Genomic DNA, 19,990 nt, shown 5'->3' with positions numbered 1-19,990 from the left:
TATGAGGATCGGCGGTCACTTGCCGCCGTGCAGATAGCGGCTGCCGAGCGAATAGCGGCTGCCGACATAGGTGAACGTGTTGACGGTCGCGACGACCGGCCCGGTCCAGGTCTTGCGATGCAGAACCAGGCAGCAGTCGGTGGGACGAATGTGCAGTAGGCGCCCCGGGTTGTCGCCGGCCGGAAGGGCACTGATGAGATGCTCCACCTCGGTCAGCGGGGTGGCGTTCTGCAGGTAATCATAGGTGGCGAGGGCGCTGAAATCCTGGTCGATATAGCCGGAAACGAGGTCGGGATTGACATAGCGTTCCTCGAGTTGGACCGGCAGGTCGTTCTCGAAATGGATCACGACCGAATGGTCGACGGGTTTCACGGTTTCGAACTCGAGGGCGAGCAGAAGCTCGGCTTCCGGTTGTTCGATACGCTCGAGCACGACCACCTCGGCCCGGTGCCGGCTGCCGCGCGCCTTGATCTCGGTGATGATGTTGCTGATCTCGATCAGCGTCGATTGCGGCCTGGGCGGGGCGATGAAGGTGCCGACGCCCTGGATGCGGCGCAGATGCCCCTCGGAGGTGAGTTCGCGCAGCGCCCGGTGGACGGTCATGCGGGAGACACCCAGCGCCGAGACGAGTTCGTTCTCCGACGGAAGGCGGCTGTTGCGGGCCCACTTGCCGCTGCCAATATTGCCGAGGACAAATACCTTCACCTTCTCGTAAAGCGGCGATGCGGAATCTGAAAGTGCATTCATGGTTCACTGCCTCTCCCGCCGCCTTGAAAGGCTGGCATCCGGAATCATGGACGGGCCGGACTAGCCCGCCACCTCGACGATCGTCTTCAGGGCCTTGCTCTCGCCCCGCAACAGCTGTTCGTAAGCCTCGGGCACGTCGTCGAGAGCCGGCAGCACCATGATGAAGCGTTGAAGCGCGGGCGCGAGCTCGACAAGCAGCCCGACGGCCTCGGGCAGTTCGCCGGCGAAGGCATGGCTGCCGATGAGCGATATCTCCCGCTCGACCAGGATGTTCGGGTCGAAGTCGAGCTTGCCGTGGCCGATACCGACGAGGGCAAGCGCTCCACCGCTCGACATGATGTCAAGCGCCAGTTCAATCGCCTGGATACTGCCGGTGGCATCGAGGGCATGACGCAGCCGTCCGCCGGAAAGTGCTGCTTCGATCTTTGCCTTGTCAAGAGAAACGACCGTGCCGCCGGTCACCTCGGAAACGAGAGCCGACCTTTCAGCATTGAGATCGGCCAGCAGCAGCGGGCCGTCATGCAGCCGGCGGAGAAGAAGGGCGCTCAGCCCGCCGATCGTGCCGCAACCGATCACGAGAACCGGTTCCCCGGCCGGGACGGCGAGACGGCGCACGGCGTGCAGCGCTACTGCGAGCGGCTCGGCCATGGCGGCGATATGCGGCGAAAGCTGCGGATCGTGACGGACGACCAGCCGGGCCGGTAGTTGCACCGCCTCGGCAAAGCCGCCGTCGCAGACCTCGCCGACGAAGCCCAGCGTCTCGCAGACGTTGCTGCGGCCGCTCATACAGGCTGGGCAGGTGCCGCACGATACGCGCGAATCCGCAGAGACGACATCCCCAACCGCAACATGGCTGACGCCTTCTCCGACAGCCGTCACGCGGCCGCAGAATTCATGCCCGGCCGTGGAGGGACGACGCGAGATCCACTGACCGGTGCGGTAGTTGTGAAGGTCGGAACCGCAGATACCGGCGGCCCTGATCAGGAGATTGACGAAGCCCGGTGGCGGGGCCGATGGCTCGGCCACTTCCTCCACCCGCAGGACCTTGGTATCGTGGAGCCGCACGGCCTTCATGTTCAGGCGTCCTTCTTCAGGTAGGCATCGCGCACCGGCGAGACGGCCAGAGCGTGCGAAGAGAAGCCCTCGTAGACTGCCAGATTGTGCGAGTGCCGGGCAAATTCCGGATAGGCAGATGCCGTTACAAAGCCGACGGAGCTACGCTTGACGAAATCCGCAACCGACAGCGGGCCGAAGGTGCGCGCCCAGCGGCTGGTTGGCAGCACGGCATTTGGGCCGAGCGAGAAATTGGCGATGCTGACCGGCGTGTGGGTGCCCATCAGGATTTCGGAAGCCTCGGTGATATGGCCGAGATGGATAAACGGCTCTTCCGACAGAAGCTCCAGATGCTCCGGCGCATAGGCGTTGACGAACTCGTAGCTCTCCTCGATCGAGGAGGTGAGCACCACGCCGCCCGACTTGCCGGTCAGCACGGCCTTGGAGAAAGCGACGCGCTGCTCGGTCATCTTCGTCCAGTGCTCGGGAAGCGCGGCGAGCGCCTCTTCGGCGACCCGGCGGCTGTGGGTGACGAGATAGGCCGACGAATCCGCGCCGTGTTCCGCCTCAATCAAAAGGTCGAGTGCTGCAAGTCCACCATGGACCGTATCGTCGGCAAGAATGATCACCTCGGACGGGCCGGCCGGAAGGCCGGTATCGATGACGCCGAAGAGCGAGCGCTTGGCAGCGACAACCCACGGGCTGCCGGGGCCGACGATCTTCAGTGCCGGCTTGACGGTTTCGGTTCCGTAGGCAACCGCCGCTACGGCCTGGGCACCGCCGACCTTGTAGACGGTCTCGACGCCTGCAAGTCGTGCTGCAACGAGAGTTGCGCCATCGACGGAGCCGTCCGGCGCCGGTGGTGTGACGATGGCGAGGTTCGGGACGCCCGCTACCGCGGCCGGAACCGAGGTCATCATCGTCACCGACGGGAAGGAACCCTTGCCACGCGGCACGTAGAGCGCGACCGACTGGATTGGCGTAAAGCGGTCACCGGCAAAGGCGCCGGGACGGATTTCCTTCAGCCACATGGCTTCCGGCTTCTGCTCCTCATGGAACTTGCGGATATTGTCGATGCCGAACTTTATGGATTCGATGACGCTCGCATCGACCAGCTTGAAGGCCGCATCGAACTCCGCCTCGGTGACCTTGAGATTGGCCTCGGTGATATCTGCCTTGTCGAATTCGCGGCCGAACCGGGCAAGCGCCTTGTCACCCTCTGTGCGCACGGCTTCGAGGATCGGCGCGACCTTTTCGACGAAACTCGAGATGTCGGTTTCCGAGCGGCGCAGCAGCGCCGCCTTTTCCTCGACGTTTAGCTTGGAATAATCGTAGAAAGACACGTTGGTCATCGTTTTGTCCTTGATGTCTGACCGGCCGCGGGGGCCGAAGAGGTCATTTCGATTTGAGGAAGATGTCGAGACCGACCAGGCGGTCGAGCAATGCGATCGCAAGCCCGGCGCAGGCGATGAATACCACCGAGATGGCAGCCAAATCAGGCGTAATGATCGAGCGGATGGAATTGTAGATCTGCACCGGCAGTGTCACGCTTCGGGCATCGACGAGCAGCAGGCTGACTAGGAACTCGTTGAGCGCGAGGATGAACATCAGCAGCGATCCGGTGATCACGCCCGGCAGCACTGCTGGAAGGGTAATGTAGAGGAAGCGCTGCAGCGGCGGGGCCCCGCAATTGGCCGCTGCCAGCTCGAGATCCGGCGACAGGTTGCTGGCACTCGCCGTTACGGCCCAGATCATGAAGGGCAGGTTGATGACGCAGCACGCAATACCCACCGGCCACAGCCTGCCCAGGACGTTCATCTGTCCGAAGACAAGCATCATGCCGATGCCGGAGCCGATCAGCGGAATGGTGAAGGGCAGCAGTAGGTAGATCTGGATGGAGCGAGCAAACCGTACCTGGTACTTGGCGAGTGCGATGCCGGCGAGCGTGCCGACGGGGATGGCGGTCGCCGTGCATATCGCAGCGACGATCAGCGAACGCAGGAAGGCCTGCCGGAGATCGCTCGCTTGCGCGATTGCGCCATACCATTTCAGCGACAATCCATCCGGTGGGAAGGTGATGATGTTTCCGGCCGTGAAGGAGGCTCCGAGCACCACGATAGTGGGTGCTGAAAGCATGACCAGCGCAGTTGCGACGAATGCCCAGATGACGATGAACTTGCTTCGGCTGCCGGTCATTTGCGGTCTCCCCCGATGGCGAGGGTGCCAGCGCCGAAGAGCGCGAACACGACGCCGACGAGGATGGAGCCCACAGCGACAAGCATAAGCGACAGCGTCGCCCCTAGACCCTGGTCGGAGGTGCGGAAGAACTGGTCGTAGATCGCGTTGGCGATGAAGTCCTGAGTGCCGCCGCCGAGGATGGCGGGAATGGCAAAATCGGTGAGCGAGAGCGTGACGACCACGAGCCCCGCGCCGACGAGGCCTGGCCGGGAGAGCGGCAGGACGATATGGCGGAAGGTGCGGACCCAGTCGGCGCCGAGGGAGGCCGCCGCCGCCTCGAGCTCGCTCGGGATCGCGGTCAGAGCAGGCGCCAGCATCAGGACGGCGAAGGGCAGCATGTATTGCACAAGGCCGAAAAGAACTGCAGGGTAGTTGTAGAGGAGTCGCATAGGCGGCACACCGACGAGACCGAGCGCCTCGTTGACCATTCCCTGGTTGCCGAGAATGATGAGCCAGCCATAGGCGCGCACCACCTGGCCGATGAAGAAGGGCAAGAAGAGCGCCACGAGCAGGAACCTGCGAAGCGCCGACGACGGCGTGCGCACCATCAGGTAGGCGTATGGGAAGGCGAACAGCAGCGTGATTGCCGTGACAATCACTGCGCCCATGAGGCTGCGGCCGGCCACCGTCGCGAAGAATTTCTCAGTCAGAACGCGCTGGTAGTTGGCGAGCGTGTAGTTCTCCGACATTAGGAAGGTATTGGTATCGAGCGTTCTCAGGCTCGTGTCGCCGATCTGGACGAGACCGAGCACGAGCAGCCCCACGAGCACAACCGCCGGCAGCAACAAGAGATAAGGCAGGCCTGGCCGGAAACTCGATGGCCAGACGATAGCCGCAAAGCCTTCAAGCACATCCATGACGCGCCATGTCAGAGGATATGCGGCACGGGGAGCGCGCATGATACCGATCCTGTTTGACTAAAGAAGGAGTGCCCGCCGCCAGAGGGGACGCGGCGGGCAGGACAAGGCTTCAGCCCTGCATGATTTCCTTGAACTTGGCGAACCACTGGCTCTCGTTTTCGACCTGCACCTTGGACGAGATGCGGATCAGATGTTTGAAGTCCTCTTCCTTAGTCGGATAGGACGGATCGCCCACGAGATCGGCCGGCGGATTGACGCCAGGGACGACGCCTGGCAGACCGAGACCGTCGAGCCAGATCTGCTGGGCTTCCTTGGTGAGGGCGTGGTTGATGTACTGCTTGGCCCAGTAAAGCTCGTTCTCCGGCAGGCCTTTTGGGATCCACAGGCCGTCAGTATCGAACTTGGCGCCTTCCTCCGGCACGACCCACGCGATCTCAATGCCATTTTTCTTGGCTTCGCGCGCGTTGGTCGAGATGGTGCAGGCGGCGTCGATCTCGCCCTTCTGGAACCAGGTGGTGAAATCCGGGTCCTCGCCGAGCAGCGGCTGCTGTTCCTTGATCTTGGAAATGAAGTCCCAGGCCGGCTGCATGTTGCCCGGAATGTCCTCGAGCTTGCCGCCGCCAGCGACCTGGGCCGGGAAATGGAAGCCGATGCCATCATTGTAGAGCGCGATGCGACCCTTGAGCTTGGGATCGAGCAGGTCCTTCCAGGACCTCGGCGCACCGTTCGGGAAGGCAGACGGGCGATAGGCGAGCACGTAGACATAGCCGTATGTGTTGACAATCGGATAGCCCCCGAGACCGACCGGCTTGGCAAGATCGGTAGCGTTCTTGAGGTTCGGCAAGTCCGACAGGTCCTCGGTCACCCCGCGCAGCGCCGACTTGGTCGCGTTCGTCGTCGTGTCCCAGTTGATGTGGATCGGCGGGACACGCTTCTGGGCAACAGCGGCCCAGACCTTCGGCTGGATCTCGTTGTCCTCGGTCAGGTCGTGGCGAACAGCGATGCCGGTCATCTTGGTGAAGCTGTCGGACACGCCGGCCTTGAGCGCATCGACCCAGCTACCACCCCAGGCGCGAACGATGATCTCGGCCGGCTTTTCCGGCTCCTGGGCAAAGGCGCGGCTGACGCCGAGCGTCGAAAGGCCGGCCGAGGCGCCGGCTGCGGCCATGGACGCAAGCAGCGTCCGGCGGCAGATCTGCGCGGACAGGAACTTTTCATGCGACATTACACATTCTCCTCTGGCTGGACCTTCTCGGGGTCATTTTTGAAAGACATGCATATCTCTGGCATTCCAGCCGAGACGAACTTCTTCGCCAGGACCGAACTGCAAGTGGGATTCGGGATCGTGGTTGAAGACGCGCATCAGCACGCCGGCCAGCCCCGGAACCCGAATTTCGTAGACGACGCGCTCGCCTTCAAAGATGCAGTCGACCACCTGGCCGTCCACCACCGTTTCGAGACCGTCGAGGCTCCCGCCCTTTTGTGCGATGCGGATCTGCTCGGCACGAACGGCAGCGGCGCAGGGCAAACCTGCCGCAAGCGCGGCATCGGCAACCACGCCGGTAAGGCGCAGGCCGTTCGCTTCGAACACGACGCGTGAAGAAGTCAGGTCGACGACCTTGCCGTCAATGAAATTGGTGACACCGATGAAGTTGGCGACGAAGGCATTGCACGGCGCGCGATAAGCGTCGACTGGACGGGCTTTCTGCTGGATTTCGCCGCCGCTCATGACGATGACCTCGTCGGACACCACCAGGGCCTCGCGCTGGTCATGGGTGACATTGATCGTCGTTACCCCGAGTTCCTTCTGGATGCGGCGGAACTCTAGCTGCATCTCCTCGCGCAGCTTGCGGTCGAGCGCGGCAAGCGGTTCATCAAGCAGGAGCAGGTCTGGCTCGAACACCAGGGCGCGGGCGATGGCGACACGCTGCTGCTGTCCGCCGGACAACTCGTTGATGCGCCTGTTGCCATAGCCGCCCAGTCGGACGAGATCGAGATAGCGCTCGACCTTTTCCGGGATCGTGCGCGCATCGTGGCGGCGCATCTTGAGCGGAAAGGCGACGTTCTCCGCCGCCGTCATGTGCGGGAAGAGTGCGAGCTTTTGGAACACCATGCCGATCGCGCGCCTGTGGGGCGGCACAGCACTGACCGGTTGACCGTTGATGAAGATTTCCCCGCTGGTTGGTTGGTCGAAACCGGCGATCATGCGCAGAAGAGTCGTCTTGCCGGAACCGGACGGGCCGAGAATGGTCAAGAACCGTCCCTTCGGCAGGTCGAAGACGGCATTCCTGACGGCATGGACATCACCGAAGACCATGCCGACATCCTTAACGGAAACGGCGATCTGACCGGTTGATCCAGCCGGACAGAGTTCAGCAGCAACAACGCCCATGACATTCCCCTGTCTTGCTCCGTTCGACGAACGAGGCCGACGCGAAGCTTCATTCTACCGTTCCGGTCGACAGGCAACCGACCGAGTTTGGCGTTAAGTTGTCTATACATATTTGTACAAGTACCGTCAATCAAGCTTGCGTATTTTTTGCGCCATAAAGTCGCCTGACCAATATTTGTGCAGTACGAAAAGCAGGCCCAACTCCACCGACAGTGTTGTCGTCGGCGAAAAGAAAGGCAAGCACGCCCGACGAGTGTCCGGTACGGCTTGCACTATCGGACGAACCATCCGTGCGACGCTCCATCTCAGATCGAGGCGAGATAGCCGCCGTCGACTGGAATGCAGTGACCGGTGACGTAAGCTGCAGCATCGCTGCAAAGGAAGACCGCGACGCCACCGATGTCGCTCTCCTTGCCAAAACGGCGCTGCGGGATCTTGGCCAGCATGCGCGACTGCCAGTCCTCGTTCTCGTAGAAGACCTCGGTCATGGCCGTGCGGAAATAGCCGGGCGCAATGGCGTTGACGCGGATGTTGTGCGCCGCCCATTCGGTGGCCAGCGCCCGCGTCACGCCGAGAAGGCCTGACTTCGAGGCGCCATAGGGCGCTGCCGTCGGAATACCGACATAGGAGGTCAACGAGCAGAGATTGACGATAGCTCCACCGCGTGCCTCCGCCATGATCCGGCCGGCCGCCTGAGCGCAGAAGAACGCCCCCTTCAAATTGGTCTCCAGGATCGATTCCCAAAGCGCCTCGTCCACGTCGAAGGACGGCCGAACATTCTCGAGCCCGGCATTGTTGACAAGAATATCGAGGCCGCCCAGCGCCTCGGCCGCAGCTCCCGTGACGCTTCTGCAGGCCTCGATGTCGCGCACGTCCTGGGCAAGCGTCACCGACCGGCTGCCGGACTTCTCGATCCGTTCCCGGGTTTCGGCCAGCCCCTCGACCGCCCGCGCTGTGATCGCCACGTCCGCACCGGCCTCCGCCAATGCAATCGCGATTGCCTGACCTATGCCGCGGCTTGCTCCGGTGACGAGGGCGCGGCGACCAGAAAGATCAAATTTCGAATGGGTCATGACGGCTCCTTGTTCTGGGTTCCCGACGAGACGGCAGCATTTTTGCGGTAACATGTCTATACATATATTCAGACCATGAAGCCCCCTTATGGATGTCCCTGGCAACGCACCCTATGGAGACTGTAAATGGCTAACCCTTCAAGCCCTATCCTTGAGGAAATTCGCTCGATCTCTCGTTCCAATGCCGGACGGACGTGCGGGCGTAATGTCACGTCGGTGATACCGCAAGGCTTGGCTCTTGCGAGAACTTCACCGGCCTCGCAGCGACCGTAATATCGACGATGTCATCGCGCGAGGCAGTCGGATCCTCCTGTTCCAGGCAACGCCCAGCGCGAACGGAATGCCGTTCCTGCAAGCAGGCCAGTTCGACATGCCGCATGTTCAGCGTCGGAGCCGGGTCAAACTGCAGTCTCTTTTCAGAGATCGATGCGCCAAGGGTCAGCCGGGATCATGCCGGCACGGTCATTCCTCGCCTGCCGGCAGCGAAACAGCCATTTCCGCTGTCCGGTCCCACTATTATTATGCCTATCTGCAGGCCGGGAAAATACATCGCTCAAAGCGTCCGGGTTCGACCGAACGTCCTAAGCAGCAGGTTGATAGAGACAGCGACTTTGTCAATGTCACGAACGTCCTGGGAGTAACGGCCGGTATAGAGCTTGACGATCATTTTATCGCGGGCCGCCCCGCTAAGATCGAAATGGAGGTGCAGGTAGAAGGCCTCCTTGTCGCCATGGCGAGCAACGCTCCTTCGTCTTTGAGTGACCATCCTTAGTTCCGTTTTGAAGGGTGAAAAACCTTCGAGCGAAAGCGTGACATCGGCAGATTCAAAGCGCGCCTCCGTCGGCACGGCAACGACTGCCTTGTCAAGTGCCAGACTGACCATGCGTCCGGGAACGCCATCCACGTGAACCGCTTCATCGAGTTTGAACGCATTGAAGAGCCGTCGCGGTTTCTCAAAGCAGATCAAGGACGCGATAGCGAGAACAAGAATGTTGATGCCCGACCAGCAAGCCGCAATCGGAGAGAACTGCGCCTCGACATGGGAGGTCTCAGGCACAATATTGATGATAAGACCGACGGCCGTCGCCAATATCAACGCCGCTATCCAGGAAAAGCTGTATCCATCAAATCCAATGGCTTCGTTGCCGCTGCCCTTCGGGGTTACCCTGAACGGTTTGCCGAAGGGCCGCACCACACTGGAAATGACAGTTGGTAACATCCGAAACGTCGAAAAAGCTCCGACGGCACTCGATACGACGGGCAAATACCGCGTCGGCGTTATCCAGAGCATCAAAAGGAAATAGGCCGTCAGCAACGGCACCTGATTGGAGATATAATCCGCAGCGTTGGTGAAGTAGAGCGGCAACAAGCCGAACCAGAGATATATGATCGGGATGATCAGTATCGTAAAGCGCACCAGATACTGGACCAACCACGATAGCGGAAGGAACATGATGCGTTGAAAGAGCGAGAGGCCAGGACCGCGTAGTGGGCCGTTGTGAAGATAGAGTGTTTGAATTCCCCCCTGGCACCAGCGCTCACGCTGTACGAAATAGCCAGTCAAATTCTCTGCGGCCAATCCCATCGACAGGCGCTCATTCAGGTAACGGGTCTTGTAACCCTTGTTGAGCATGGAAAGAGTGGTCAACAAATCCTCCGTGATGGATTCCGTCGGAAAGCCCCCAATCGCATCGATCGCCTTGCGTCGCGAGATCGAACATGACCCACAGCAGAAACTGACGTCCCAGATATCTCGGCTCGGTGCAATTTCATCAAAAAACAAACGCTGCTCGTCCGGCCAGATATTTTCGAGACCAAGATTTGTCTGCACCGGATCGGTATTGAAGAAATGCTGCGGCGTTTGAACGATGCCGATGGTTGCATCGGAAAAGAAGGGAAGCGTGCGGCGCAGGAAGTGACGATAGGGCACGAAGTCAGCATCGAATATCGCGATGAAGTCGCCGGAGCTGACCTTTAAACCGTTGTTCATGTTGCCGGCTTTGGCATGGCTGTTGTCGGGCCGTGTGACGTGGATTGCTCCCCTCTCCTTGCAGTACGCCTTAAGCCAATCACGACGCTGATCGTCGAGCACGTAGACTTTCAGCTTGTCTTTTGGATAGTCGAGCGCAAGCGCCCCTATAATCGTCCTTTCCAGGACGTCGAGCGGCTCGTTGTAGGTAGGAATGAACACATCCACCGTGGGCAATTCATCCTCGTCACCTCTAAAGAAGTCTCGCGCGAGCCTGTCCGCTTCTGCGCTCCGGTCCACGTATCGACTCATCAAGACCAGGAAGAGGACGACTTCAAAGAACGCGAGAATTTCTACGATGAACAGAAACCAGACCCAGTAGAAGTTGGGACCATCGTTGGGATAAGGGAGTACCGTCTCGAATAACCGCCAGAGTATATAGCGCAATGCAATGGCGCCAACGACAGCGCATGTGATCGCGCGCGTCCAGCTATGGTTACGCGACCAGTTGAAAGGCCCAAGCAAAAAGAACGCCAAAACCAAAAACGTCGGCGCCAGTGCTATGAGATACTGAACCACAGGCCTTCCACCCAGTTCCATATGCGGATGTTAGGTTTGGGCAGGCGCACCTGAACAGAACGCCCCACCTGGCAAAAGTTCGCAAAATCCGTATTGAGAGCGGAGGAAGCCAGGCCCACGCGGATTCGATCGTTGCGTTTGGTTGTTTCGGGCTGATTGGCTGCCAGCGTATCCTTCTCGGCGACCGCGGAGCTGCCTCTTACCGATAGGACCACGCCCTTGAAGAGGTCGCCTGCGCCTAACAAGCGCACCTCTGCAGTAAGGCCCGGATAAATCTCTTGGTAATCGACCTCCGGAACAAGGATATCGACGAACAGATCGCTGCAATCGAGGATGCGCACCAGCTCGTTATTGAGGATGACGTTCGAGCCGTTGACGACGTTGCTACTCCATACGACTCCATCGAAAGGTGATGGAACTGATGCCGAAGTGAGACTGCGGACGCGGTTTTCCTCCTCAATCAGCTGCTTTTGCACCTGTGCGGCCCGTGTTTCGTTTTCCGCGATGCGCGTGTTGAGATCGTTGATACGAACAATCACCTCATCCTGGCGCTGGCGGGAGTAGGGCACGTCGTTCTGGCCGTCACCTAGAACGAAAACACCCTGGCGAACGGCTTCCAGCTTTTGTTCGAGCTGCGCAACGGTCAAGCCACTGATTTCGAGTTCGCCCCCCGTCGCTTCCCAGGCGGCTCGGGCGGACTCGACCATCTTGGTGGAGAGGATACCCTTCGCCTCGAGCGCCAGCCGCCGGTCAAAGTCAACCTGCGCGACATTGTCCTGCGCCTTGGAAACCTTGACCCGCTTGTTTAGAATCTCGACTTGTCGCTCCAAGTCGGCAATGGTTGTACGCGTGAAGACTTCCATGCGTACACCCAACTGATCACGAAGCCGTACAAGCTCATCGCGTTCCCGCTTTAGCGCCGCAACATGTTCGACGGCAGTCATGCGGTCGGCCTGCAGCGAAGTCAGTATTGCGCGGTTCACGCGGGCATTGCGTATCAAGGCGAGCGGCTCTCCTGCCAACACGCGCGCACCGACTTTTGGGGGCGTTCCTACGAGCTCGCCGTCGATAGGGGCGTTCACGATCGCAAATCGCCCATTCACTGTACCGTCGAGGCTTGTAAAGCCAGTCAGGCTGGGCAGCATAAGAACGATCACAAGCGCCAGCAGCGATATGCCGACCAGAATACGGGTGATGCGGTGGTTCCAAATCATTGGCATTTCCGAAAACTATCAACCGCAAGGCACTCATACGAGGCTAGCATAAAGTGAATGCAACCTCTTCTTGTGGTGATCTAGGCGCATCATAGCCGTGGGCAAGGGGGAGAGCTGGCTGCGCGCGATACGTGCAGTAGAATGTTGCAAGGCTAACCTTGGATCAGCTGTGAACTGCAGCGGAGGCTCGGTTTGTCTCATGATGGATGTTGACGCGCTTTTGGCGACGTTGCCGGTCGTTGGTCCTTCCAGCCCAAATGGTCCCAGTAGGATGCAGAGCAGCTCAAATCGAGCCAGTCCGCGCAAGGTTGAAGCAGTGGGCATCGTGGTATTTCAGCCCGCTGGAAAGCCTCACCAGCGGCACAGGAACAGCAACTAGGAAGGCAGGATTGATCAAAGAACGTACTGGCGAGCGGAGGAATGTCTCTGCGAAGGCTCCGGGGATTTCCTGCGCCACGTAGAGCACACCGTACGATCCGTCTGGCGCATTGAAGCGGCCGAGGTCGGACCGATCGAAATAGATAGGATCATATGCGGCTGTATAAAACCGATGGAGATCGGTTCCGTCCGGAAGCGTCATCAGCTCAGGGTGGCGCGACTGCAGATCGTTCGGCGGAAGTGGGGTCACGCACCTTGCTCGCCATATCGGCGCGCCGCTTCCACAACGAGGGAAATATCGGCGATCTTCAAGACGTCGATCGGCTTGCGGCCGCCGAGCCGCGCCTCAGGCCGCGTGAGGAAATTCAGGATCACCCAAGCGTTGTCAGTGGGCAATGCCTGGCGAACCTCCTTTAGGCCTGAGACAATCGAACCATCACGGTTGAACTGCAGCGTCGGATAGGCGCGCCGATTGCGAGGCCGGGGGACCGCCAGCAGGCTGCCGTCATTGACCCGCTTGTCGACCGCCTGACGAGAGACGCCTTGGATCAAGGTCCGGACCTGATCGAGGTCATTGGCGCCGCCGGCCTCCTCCAGGTCCTTCTGGGCGATCCTCACACCCTCGACCAATGCAAGACTGAGCGCATCGGGCTCGAACGCGGCTTGATTGATCACCGTCTTCTTTCCCGCGGGGCCGGCAGTTCCTGGCGACCACCCGCCGGTAGGGCAAAAAAACGACGCACTTCTTGGCGTTTTGGCGCCACAAGAGACAGCAAATATGTTGCCTCAACAATTCTCGATCATGTGAATGTGGATCGAGGTGGTAAGGCAAACAGGCGGGTCGTCCTTGCGACCGAAATGGGCAGCCAGTGCTTCAACTGCCGCTCGCACTTCAAGCACTGGATCCTGATCGATGATGGCATCAATCAGGCCCTCGCGCATCAATTGGCGGCGTTCGTCAGTCAATTCGTGGGTGATGAAGATGATGTCATTCCTCCTCCCGAGAGCATTCATCGCGCTGACCACCGATCGCGCTCCCGCCGACGCATTGTAAATGCCTCGAATGCGAGGGTTGCCCTTCAAGGCATTAAAGACGAGGTCACCTGCCCTTTCCCCACGCTCCATACTTTCGAGGACTTCTGCCACCTTGCACTGGGGATAGCGCTCGCGCAAAACTGCGCGAAAACCCATCTCGCGCTCCTCGTGGCCAATCATGCTGAGCATGCCGGAGATGACGACGATCTCACCCCCTTCGCCGCCAAGCAGGCGCCCCATCAAATCGCCTGCGACACGGCCTGCCTTCCTGTTGTCTGGTCCAACATAAGCGTATCTTTCGGCATCACGAATATCGGTCGCCAGAGTGATGACAGGCTTTCCGTTCCGGCCGAATGCCCTGAGGGCGGCTGCGATATCCTCGTTCTGGGGGCTGACGATGACCAGTGCATCACAGCGCGAGGAGAGTGCATTTATGAGGGCCACCGTCGCCGCCGGCCGCGTTGGATCGATGTGGTGGACTTGAAACTGAAGATTATACTGGCGGAAATCCCTATTTGCGGCTTCAAAACTGTCCTGCACCGCAGCGTGAAACGGATTGGCGCGTGACTGAAGCAACACGGCGATGCGAAGGGTGCGTGCGGCTCGCTGATTTAGCGCCCGGTCGATCTTAAGCTTGCGCGCATGTTCGAGCACGCGACGTTCCTTATCCTCGCTTACTCCGCCGCGGTTGTTGAGAACTCGGTCGACCGTGGACAGCGATACCCCTGCCGCAGCAGCCAGATCCTGCGCCGTCGGTTTTCCCATCGCTCGTTCCCCGTTTGAAGAAATCTCTTCAAAATTGACGTTCTCCTTCAGTAGCACTCGGCTAATCTGCAGGCAACGGGATGGGAAACGGCGCCCGGCAAGATTGGGAGGCAATCAATGACGGATCTCGCTGTCTTCGGCGCGGGTCGTATCGGGCGTGTGCATGGGTTGAACGCGGCCAGCTTGCCTTCGGTGCGAGTAAAGTACCTTGTCGACCCGGTCGCAAGCGAGCAGCGGGCCGGCCTTGCGGCAAGGATCGGGGCGGACATCGTCTCGTCCGATACCGTGTTTTCCGACGCGTCGGTCGACGGCATCATCATTGCCAGCTCGACCGATACGCATGCCGGGCTGCTCCTTCAGGCGGCCCGCGCCGGCAAAGCGATCTTCTGCGAGAAGCCGGTCAGCCTCGATTTCGTAACGGTGGAAGCCGTCACCAGCGCTGTCGAGACCTCCGGCGTTGTCTGCCTTCTGGCATTCCAGCGCCGCTATGATCCCGATTTCCGCTTCGTGCGCGAGCGGATCGTCAGCGGCGAGGCGGGTGCCCTTGAGCACATCGTCATGCATACCCGCGATCCCGCGCCGCCGTCGCGCGCTTATGTCGAGCGCTCCGGCGGCATGTTCCGCGACCAGGCCATCCATGATTTCGACATGGCTCGCTATCTGCTCGGCGAGGACATTGCCATCGTCTACGCCGTCGGCAACTGTCTCATCGATGCCGAGATCGGCGCAGCCGGCGACATCGACACGGCGATGGTGACGCTGACCTCCGTCTCCGGCCGGTTCGTGCAGATGGTCAACTGCCGCCGCGCGCCGTTCGGCTATGATCAACGGCTGGAAGTGCTGTGCTCGAAGGAGGTGCTCTATGTGGAGAACCGGCCGCAGCGTGGAGTGACCATCGCCGATGCCGACGGTTTTCGCGCCTCCACCCCGATGAATTACTTCATCGAGCGCTTCGCCGATGCCTATCGCAATGAGATGGCGGCCTTTGTCTCCCTGATCGAAACAGGAGGCCGGCCGCTTGCCGGCATCCGGGACGGACTGGAGGCGCAACGTATCGCCGAGGCGGCACTTGTCTCCATGCAGAGTGGCATGCCTGTCCGCATCGGGCCGGACTGGCGACCTTAGCGCCTTCACTTTCATCCAGGGAGGACATCATGACGAAAGAGAAATTGGCGGCGCTGCCGGACGGGGTACGCCTTGCTGTAAGCCCGCTTTCCTGGACCAATGAGGTGCTTAAGGATCTCGGCGCTGATATAGCGGTCGAGACCTGCCTGGACGATGCCGCCCATGCCGGCTACCAAGGCGTCGAGCTAGGGCGTAAGCTGCCGCGCAGCCGCGAGGCGCTGGCGCCGCTCCTGGAAAGCCGTGGCCTTGCGCTCGCCTCAGGCTGGCATTCCGGAGAGCTCGCCGAGCGCGGAGTCGAGGCGGAGATGGCCGCGGTTGCCGCTCACGCCGAACTCCTGCGCGCCATGGGGTCAACGGTGCTGGTCTATGGCGAGGTGGCGATGATGGCGCCCGGTGCGCCGCTTGATGCGCCGATGTCGGCACGGTGCGTGATGCCGAAGGAGGTTATCGCCACCTACGCGGCCAGGCTTACCGACTTCAGCGCAAGGCTGGCCGGAGAATACGGGCTGGCGCTGGCCTATCACCATCACCTCATGATGGTGGCGGAAACATTTGACGAGGTCTCTGCCCTGTTCGACAAGGCGGGATCGGCCGCCGGACTGCTGCTCGACACCGGCCATGCCGCCGCAGGCGGCTTCGACTACACCCGGCTGATCGAGCGCTTCGGCGACCGCATCGTCCATATTCACCTGAAGGACGTGCGCGGGCCGGTCATCGCCGAGGTCCGTGCCGGCGACCTCAGCTTCAATGCCGGCGTGCGCAGGGGCATGTTCACCGTGCCCGGCGACGGAATCGTCGACTTCGCCCCGCTTGCAGCCTTTGTTCGGCAAAGCCGCTATCAGGGCTGGCTGGTGGTCGAGGCGGAGCAGGATCCGGCGCTTGCACCGCCGCTGCCGGCCGTCACCGCGGCATTCCACCACGTCCTCGACACTTTTGCCGCCTGAGCAGCTTCATCGGGAGAAAATTATGGGCAAGACAATCCTCAACATCGGCCTGATCGGCTCCGGATTCATGGGTCAGGCCCATGCCGATGCCTATCGCCGCGCGGGTATGCTCTACCGCGACTTGCCCGCCATTCCGCGCCTCTGCCTGCTAGCTGATGCCACCGAGGAGCTGGCGGCCGGGGCCGCTGCGCGCTATGGCTTCGAGAGGAGCACGGGCGACTGGCGCAAGCTGGTCGAGGACCCCGAGGTGGACGTCGTCGACATTACCTCGCCCAACGCTCTGCATCATGAGATGGCGCTCGCCGCAATTGCGGCCGGCAAGCATGTCTATTGCGAAAAGCCCCTCTCCGTTACGCTGGGCCAAGCCGAGGAGATGGCCGCCGCCGCAAAGCGCAAGGGCGTCAAGACCATGGTCGCCTTCAACAATATCAAGACGCCCGCCGCCATGCTCGCCAAGCACTTGATCGACAGGGGCGACATCGGAGTGCCGATGCGGTTTCGGGGCTGGTTCGACCAGGGCTTCTTCAACGATCCCGACCTGCCGTTTTCCTGGCGCTGCACGCGCAAGGACGCCGGCTCCGGCGCGCTCGGCGACCTCGGCAGCCATGTGATTTCCGTCGCGCAGTATCTGATGGGCGACGTCGACAGTGTCATCGCGCAGACGCAGACCTTCTTTCCGACGCGGCCGGTTCCGCAAGGCGGCTCCGGCTACGGTGCAAAGGTCGGCAGCGACGCACCGCGCGCGGTGGTGGAAAACGAGGATCAGATCCAGACGCTCGTTCGCTTCAAAAGCGGCGCTGGCGGCACGATCGAAGCGTCGCGCGTGGCAGCGGGAAAGGTCTTCGGCATCTACTGGGAAGTGTCGGGCACGGAGGGCACGATCATCATGGACGGCGAGCGGTTCAACGAGCTGAAGATCGCGCGCTTCAATGATCCGAAGCCCGACCGCGGCTTCAAGACGATCTATGCCGGCAGTCAGGTGCCGCAGTTTTCCGCCTTCTTCGGCTTCGACTTCGCCGGCGGCGGCCTCGGCTACTTCGACGTCAAGGTCATCGAGGTGCGCGACTTGATCGAGGGCATCGTCGACGCGCCGGACTGCTTTCCGAACTTCGAGTTCGGCCTTGCCAACGAGCGCATCATCGACGCGATGGAACGGTCACTGGAGAAGAAGACCTGGCAGATGATCGCCGGCTGAGCGACGGGCGCTCACCAATCATGGGAGATAAAAAGACATGTCGTTTCCGCAAACCCTGCCGGCTGCGCGGACCCGGTCGGCCATGGAAGCCCCGCCCCTTCGCTGGGGCATTCTCGGCTCCGGCTGGATCGCCGCCAAGTTCACGGAATCGGTCAAGGCTCATACGCGCCAGGATATTGCCGCCGTCGGCTCGCGATCGCGCGCGGCGGCGGATACATTTGCGGCGCAGTGGGGGATCGCACGGGCCTATGACAGCTACGAGGCGCTCGTCACCGCCGACGATCTTGACGTCATCTATGTAGCGACGCCCCACAATCTGCATCACGCACATGTGCAGCTGGCGATCGAGGCGGGGAAACATGTGCTCGTCGAGAAGCCTATGGCACTCAACTGCGCACAGGCCGAAGGCATGGTCGCAGCCGCCCGCGGCAAGGGGGTGTTCTTCGCGGAAGCACTGTGGACCTATTTCCTGCCGAAATTCGATGTGCTCCAACAGGTACTGGATGCTGGAGCAATCGGAGACATCCTGTCCGTTTACACCGAGTACGGCGAATATCTGCCGCGCAAGCACCGTATTTTCGACGCGCGCCTTGCCGGCGGACCGCTTCTCGACCTCGGCACCTATCCGGTCTCGCTGCTGGCAAAACTCCTCGGCGTGCCAAAGAAGGTCGTTGGCATCGGACAGGCCGATTGCGCCGGCGTCAACGGGCAGCTGTCGGTCGTTCTCGCCAACGCCAGAGGAGCGCTCGGCACGATGTCGACCACGCTCTACGGCTTCACTCCGACGAACGCTGCCATCGTCGGGACCAGTGGGTCGATCCGGTTCAACACGGAATTCCACCTGCCCGGCTCCTTCGAAGTCTGGTCATTGGACGGATCCGCCCGGCTCCAATACGATGAGCCCAGGGGCGGGCATTTCGAGGGCCTCTACTATGAAGCTGCGGCCGTCGCATGGGCGATTTCGGAAGGACAACTGGAAAGCATCTGGCGGCCGCTGGATGCATCACTTGCCACGATGGAAACACTCGACGCGATCCGGAATGCTATCGGTATAAGCTTCACCGAAGCGGGGCTGACCGAATAAACCTTGAAGAAGCGGGTTATAGAGCGTTGGCTGCGTTCTGTCGGGTCTGTCGCGTGCAAATTGCCAAGGCTTCGCTGAGCGCGATCCCAGCCGTGGCGAGCAAGAGCCCATCATGGCCCGACTCAATCACCCTGAACCTGACCGAAGCGAGTTCCGACAATGGCGAAAAGTTGGAGTCCGTCAGAGCAATCACGGGAACTCTTCGATCCGACAGGTTTGATGCATGTATCGTCGTTTCCTCAGCATAGGGCGCGCAACTGATGATGACAGCCGCATCGTCCGGCGTTGCAAATGCGAGCACATCGTCGCCGCCGACAATGTCCGTTAGCAAGGTCGAACGAATTCTCAATCGGGTCAGGCAATGCTGAAGCAAGGCAGCCATCGGAAAAGTGCCGTTACCCGCAAGGATGAACACGCAGTTGGCTGAGGAAAGAATTCCCGCTGCAGCCTTGATGTCAGCCACGCGGATTGTCTTGGACAATGTTTCGAGCGAATGATGACAGGCCTCTATCGTTTCATAAAACACCTGCGCTTCGCGTACGACACCTTCCCGTCCTGATTGGCGGCTTCCGCCTTTTTCGCCTGGCGCGATCTTTGCGCGGACAGCCTCTCGAAAAATCGCTTGTAGCGTGCTGAAGCCGTCATAGCCGAGAAACTGGGCGAAACGTATCAGGGTTGAAGGCGTTACCTGCGCTGCAGTTGCGATGGAGGCGATCGAACCCAACGCAACCTCATCAGGATTATCGAGAACATGGCGCGCAACTTGGGCAAGGCGCTTAGGAAACAGCGCGTGCTTGGCATTGATTAGGGACCGCAATGCTTCGAAATCTTCTGGCGGCCGTCGGTCATCGCTGCTCATTCGACCCCCCTCACAAACATTCGGTTCGCATCGACGATGCCTGACGGTACGTAGGCGGATCCTCCAAAAGTCTTCATAATTCGCCAGTGACGAACTGCGCTACTCCCGCGCCGAAGGACCAATCTTCATCGGTATTTTCCACGAACGACACCATGATGTCAGAGGCAGAAACCCCGCATTTTTCTTCAAATTGCGCGGCCAAGCCTTGATAGAAGACAAGCTTTTCCGTCCTAGACCGAGGCCGCGAGACGACTTCGACAAGAACAAAATTCTGCGTTCGCTCAAAACCAAGGCCAGTATCAAGAGCACGAAAATGCGAAGCCTGGTGTTCGAAGACCAATTGATAGCGGTCACGTTCTGGCACGCTGAACGCGGACAGCATGACCTCATGAACCGTATCGAGTAGCAGTTCGACTTCGGCTTCGGAGCGGCCTTTTTGTATGTGAAGTTTGATGAGGGGCAAGGGAGATCCTATTAACC

The 19,990-nt window shown here is 60.5% G+C and carries 19 protein-coding genes; 4 read left to right on the top strand and 15 right to left on the bottom strand.

The features are described from left to right. Nucleotides 1–15: 15 nt before the first annotated feature. The 13 genes from hutC to RGR602_RS25700 form a co-directional block, all read right to left on the bottom strand. Nucleotides 16–747 carry a histidine utilization repressor gene (gene hutC, locus RGR602_RS25760; protein ID WP_040114870.1) on the bottom strand — a complete coding sequence of 244 codons (732 nt, stop codon included), beginning with the start codon at nt 745–747 and terminating at the stop codon, nt 16–18. A gap of 60 nt (nt 748–807) precedes the next feature. Continuing rightward, nucleotides 808–1,821: a zinc-dependent alcohol dehydrogenase gene (locus tag RGR602_RS25755; protein WP_040114869.1), complete on the bottom strand. Its 1,014-nt coding sequence runs from the start codon at nt 1,819–1,821 to the stop codon at nt 808–810. 2 nt (nt 1,822–1,823) lie between these two features. Continuing rightward, nucleotides 1,824–3,152, bottom strand: coding sequence for a histidinol dehydrogenase (hisD, locus tag RGR602_RS25750; protein WP_040114868.1), 1,329 nt, complete (start codon nt 3,150–3,152; stop codon nt 1,824–1,826). Between the two features lie 43 nt (nt 3,153–3,195). Then, entirely contained in the window at nt 3,196–3,996 is an 801-nt protein-coding gene (locus RGR602_RS25745) for an ABC transporter permease (protein ID WP_040114867.1), read from the bottom strand. After that, complete coding sequence (locus tag RGR602_RS25740) at nt 3,993–4,937, bottom strand: ABC transporter permease (RefSeq protein WP_040114866.1); 945 nt, start codon at nt 4,935–4,937, stop codon at nt 3,993–3,995. The genes RGR602_RS25745 and RGR602_RS25740 overlap by 4 nt, the downstream gene beginning before the upstream one ends. Nucleotides 4,938–5,007: 70 nt before the next feature. Beyond that, nucleotides 5,008–6,123 (bottom strand): ABC transporter substrate-binding protein, encoded by a 1,116-nt coding sequence (locus RGR602_RS25735; RefSeq protein ID WP_040114865.1) that lies wholly within the window; start codon nt 6,121–6,123, stop codon nt 5,008–5,010. Between the two features lie 33 nt (nt 6,124–6,156). Next, on the bottom strand, nt 6,157–7,290 hold the full coding sequence (locus RGR602_RS25730; RefSeq protein WP_040114864.1) for an ABC transporter ATP-binding protein: 1,134 nt from the start codon (nt 7,288–7,290) through the stop codon (nt 6,157–6,159). A 305-nt stretch (nt 7,291–7,595) separates the two neighbouring features. After that, nucleotides 7,596–8,363 (bottom strand): SDR family NAD(P)-dependent oxidoreductase, encoded by a 768-nt coding sequence (locus RGR602_RS25725; RefSeq protein ID WP_040114863.1) that lies wholly within the window; start codon nt 8,361–8,363, stop codon nt 7,596–7,598. A 553-nt stretch (nt 8,364–8,916) separates the two neighbouring features. Beyond that, on the bottom strand, nt 8,917–10,911 hold the full coding sequence (locus RGR602_RS25720) for a glycosyltransferase (RefSeq protein WP_040114862.1): 1,995 nt from the start codon (nt 10,909–10,911) through the stop codon (nt 8,917–8,919). Beyond that, nucleotides 10,893–12,125 carry an HlyD family secretion protein gene (locus RGR602_RS25715; RefSeq protein WP_040114861.1) on the bottom strand — a complete coding sequence of 411 codons (1,233 nt, stop codon included), beginning with the start codon at nt 12,123–12,125 and terminating at the stop codon, nt 10,893–10,895. Before RGR602_RS25715 ends, RGR602_RS25720 begins: the two co-directional genes overlap by 19 nt. 283 nt (nt 12,126–12,408) lie before the next feature. After that, entirely contained in the window at nt 12,409–12,753 is a 345-nt protein-coding gene (locus RGR602_RS37655) for an RES domain-containing protein (RefSeq protein WP_052451761.1), read from the bottom strand. After that, nucleotides 12,750–13,178 carry a DUF2384 domain-containing protein gene (locus tag RGR602_RS25705; RefSeq protein ID WP_052451760.1) on the bottom strand — a complete coding sequence of 143 codons (429 nt, stop codon included), beginning with the start codon at nt 13,176–13,178 and terminating at the stop codon, nt 12,750–12,752. The genes RGR602_RS37655 and RGR602_RS25705 overlap by 4 nt, the downstream gene beginning before the upstream one ends. 111 nt (nt 13,179–13,289) lie before the next feature. Then, nucleotides 13,290–14,303 (bottom strand): LacI family DNA-binding transcriptional regulator, encoded by a 1,014-nt coding sequence (locus RGR602_RS25700; RefSeq protein ID WP_040114860.1) that lies wholly within the window; start codon nt 14,301–14,303, stop codon nt 13,290–13,292. A gap of 117 nt (nt 14,304–14,420) precedes the next feature. Between RGR602_RS25700 and iolG the strand changes: the two genes are divergently transcribed. The 4 genes from iolG to RGR602_RS25680 are packed head-to-tail and all read left to right on the top strand — an operon-like array spanning nt 14,421 to nt 18,651. Then, nucleotides 14,421–15,428 carry an inositol 2-dehydrogenase gene (gene iolG, locus RGR602_RS25695; RefSeq protein WP_040114859.1) on the top strand — a complete coding sequence of 336 codons (1,008 nt, stop codon included), beginning with the start codon at nt 14,421–14,423 and terminating at the stop codon, nt 15,426–15,428. Between the two features lie 29 nt (nt 15,429–15,457). After that, nucleotides 15,458–16,372, top strand: coding sequence for a myo-inosose-2 dehydratase (iolE, locus tag RGR602_RS25690; RefSeq protein ID WP_040114858.1), 915 nt, complete (start codon nt 15,458–15,460; stop codon nt 16,370–16,372). A 22-nt stretch (nt 16,373–16,394) separates the two neighbouring features. Beyond that, nucleotides 16,395–17,567 (top strand): Gfo/Idh/MocA family protein, encoded by a 1,173-nt coding sequence (locus tag RGR602_RS25685; protein ID WP_040114857.1) that lies wholly within the window; start codon nt 16,395–16,397, stop codon nt 17,565–17,567. Between the two features lie 37 nt (nt 17,568–17,604). Continuing rightward, complete coding sequence (locus tag RGR602_RS25680) at nt 17,605–18,651, top strand: Gfo/Idh/MocA family protein (protein WP_040114856.1); 1,047 nt, start codon at nt 17,605–17,607, stop codon at nt 18,649–18,651. A gap of 16 nt (nt 18,652–18,667) precedes the next feature. Here the strand turns inward: RGR602_RS25680 and RGR602_RS25675 are convergent, their stop codons facing one another. Both RGR602_RS25675 and RGR602_RS25670 read right to left on the bottom strand, forming a co-directional pair. Continuing rightward, complete coding sequence (locus tag RGR602_RS25675) at nt 18,668–19,510, bottom strand: MurR/RpiR family transcriptional regulator (RefSeq protein ID WP_040114855.1); 843 nt, start codon at nt 19,508–19,510, stop codon at nt 18,668–18,670. 73 nt (nt 19,511–19,583) lie between these two features. Then, on the bottom strand, nt 19,584–19,973 hold the full coding sequence (locus RGR602_RS25670) for a tautomerase family protein (protein ID WP_040114854.1): 390 nt from the start codon (nt 19,971–19,973) through the stop codon (nt 19,584–19,586). Nucleotides 19,974–19,990: the final 17 nt, after the last annotated feature.

Source organism: Rhizobium gallicum bv. gallicum R602sp (assembly GCF_000816845.1).
Classification (GTDB): Bacteria; Pseudomonadota; Alphaproteobacteria; order Rhizobiales; family Rhizobiaceae; genus Rhizobium; species Rhizobium gallicum.
Note: the sequence above shows the minus strand (reverse complement) of the source record. Positions and strands in the feature narration are given on the sequence as shown.